Source organism: Streptomyces sp. NPDC007162, from assembly GCF_040634175.1.
Classification (GTDB): domain Bacteria; phylum Actinomycetota; class Actinomycetes; order Streptomycetales; family Streptomycetaceae; genus Streptomyces.
Genome location: NZ_JBEYFC010000889.1, coordinates 1 through 2213, shown reverse-complemented (window position 1 = coordinate 2213; position 2213 = coordinate 1). Strand labels below are relative to the sequence as shown.

General features: G+C 71.9%; 2 protein-coding genes. Both read left to right on the top strand.

Features of this window, described 5'->3' with window-relative positions; translation table 11 throughout:
• The first annotated feature begins 135 nt into the window (after positions 1-135).
• The gene (locus tag ABZ646_RS45440) at positions 136-1230 is read left to right on the top strand and encodes a chemotaxis protein (RefSeq protein WP_360533326.1); all 1095 of its coding nucleotides are present in this window, start codon (positions 136-138) and stop codon (positions 1228-1230) included.
• Positions 1231-1298: 68 nt separating this feature from the next.
• Positions 1299-2213: Gfo/Idh/MocA family oxidoreductase (locus tag ABZ646_RS45435; RefSeq protein WP_360533323.1), on the top strand; the 915-nt coding region annotated here is incomplete at its 3' end.

Genomic DNA, 2213 nt, shown 5'->3' with positions numbered 1-2213 from the left:
TGTCGTCGGCGAGGCCGTGGACGATCATCATCGGGCGGTGCGGTTCGGCCGCCTCGGTCAGGCCCTCGTCGCCGATCACCGAGTTACGGCGGTACCCCAAATGCCGCACCGGCGATTCGGCCCTATGGTGCTGGTATGGAGCACGCACTCAGTCCTTCGACCCTCGCCGAGCTGCGCCGCCCGCGCCCCTATCCCGCCGTTTCCGTGCTGACGCCGACGCACCGCCGCGAGCCCGACAACGCCCAGGACTCCGTCCGGCTGCGCAATGTCGTGGCCGAGGCGAAGAAGCAGTTGGAGGCCGATCCCGCGGTCACCCGGGAGCGGCGCTCCGACGTCATCAGGGAACTCGACCGCGCACTCGCCGAGGTCGACCTGACCTACACCGAGGACGGTCTGGTGATCTTCGCCGCGCCCGGTGAGCACCAGGTGTGGTCCCTGGCCCGCAGCGTGCCCGAGCGCGTGGTGCTCTCGGACACCTTCCTCACCCGCAACCTGGTCTCGGCGCACGCCGCCGAACGGGCTTTCTGGGTGCTGTCGATCTCGGCCGACCGCGTCACGCTCTGGAACGGCGGGCTGGACCGCGTCACCGAGAGCCGGTACGGCGGCTTCCCGCTGGTCCGCCGCCAGGTGAACTTCGACGCCGAACGCCTGCAGCGGATCGGCGACATGCCCAGCACCTTCCGCGACGAGGACACCAAGCACTTCCTGCGGGACGCTGACACCGCGATGGCCGCGTTGCTGCGAGAGGAACCGCGGCAGCTCTACGTCACCGGCGAGCAGGCCGCCCTCTCGCTGTGGGAGGAAGTCGGCGACGTGGCCAGGCACAGCATCCCCGTGCGGCACGGCGGTCTCGCGCACGCCGGTCCGGACGCGGTGTGGCAGGCGCTCCGGCCGCTGCTGGAGGCCGAGTCCCGGCGGAGCACCGCGTCGGTGGCCAGGGAGCTCGCGTCCGCGCGCGGTCACAAGACGTTCGCGGCCGGCGTCGACGAGGTCTGGCAGAGCGCCCGCGAGGGCCGCCTGCGGCTGCTGGCCGTCGAGGAGAACTACCGCACCACGGTCCGCGACGACGGCGACCACCTGGTCCCGGCGGTGACCGGCGACCTCGACTCCCGGGAGGACATCGTGGACGAGATCGTCGAACAGTGCCTGGAGACCGGCGCCGAGGTCCGCTTCGTACCGGACGGCACCCTCGGCGACCAGGACGGCATCGCCGGAGTCCTGCGCTACTGACAGACCCCCTCGCTCGGCCGGCGTCTAGGCTCCGGGAGCGTGATCGTCGGCCGAGAGGGAGTGGGGACATGGCTGAGCTGCTGGGCGTCGCGGTGCTGGGTGCCGGACACATGGGTGCCGACCACATACGACGGCTCGACCATGTGGTGAGCGGGGCGCGCGTGGCGGCCGTCGCCGATCCCGACCTCGACCGCGCCGGGGACGCGGTGGCCGGCCGGGAGGGTGTCACCGTCCACACGGATCCGCTGGCCGCCCTGGACGCGCCCGGCGTGCAGGCCGTGCTGATCGCCTCCCCCGGACCGGCCCACGAGGAGCCGCTGCTGGCGGCCTTCGAGCGCGGGCTGCCGGTGCTGTGCGAGAAGCCCATGGTGCCGGACTCCGCCGGCGCGCTCCGCGTGGTGGAGGCCGAGGCCCGGCTCGGCCGCAGGCTGGCGCAGATCGGGTTCATGCGCCGTTACGACGCCGAGTACCGGCGGCTGAAGTCGCTGCTGGACGGCGGCGGTCTGGGCCGCCCGCTGATGCTGCACTGCGTCCACCGCAACGTCTCCTCGCCACCCGGCTTCACCAGCGCCATGCTGATCAACAGCTCGGTGTCGCACGAGATCGACGCGGCCCGCTGGCTGCTCGGCCAGGAGCCGACCGCGGTGACCGTGCTGCGCCCGCGGCCCTCGTCGGGCGCTCCGGACGGGCTGCTCGACCCTCAGTTGGTGCTGTTCGAGACCGACGGCGGCGCCCTCGTGGACGTCGAGGTCTTCGTCAACTGCGGCTTCGGCTACCAGGTGCGCTGCGAGGCCGTCTGCGAACGGGGCAGCGCCCGGATCGGCGAGGACCACACCATGCTGGTCACCTCGGCCGGCGGTGCCCGTGAGGAGGTCGCCCAGGACTATCTGGTGCGGTTCGCCAACGCTGAGCGCGCAGGCGCCGCCGAAGTCGTTGTAGAGGAACGCGTACTTGTAGATCAGGTAGAGGACGGTGACCGTGGC

What these genes read in the sequence shown, in the direction of transcription:
- ABZ646_RS45440 (WP_360533326.1), top strand. Translation starts at nt 136, where the DNA reads ATGGAGCACGCACTCAGTCCTTCGACCCTCGCCGAGCTGCGCCGCCCG.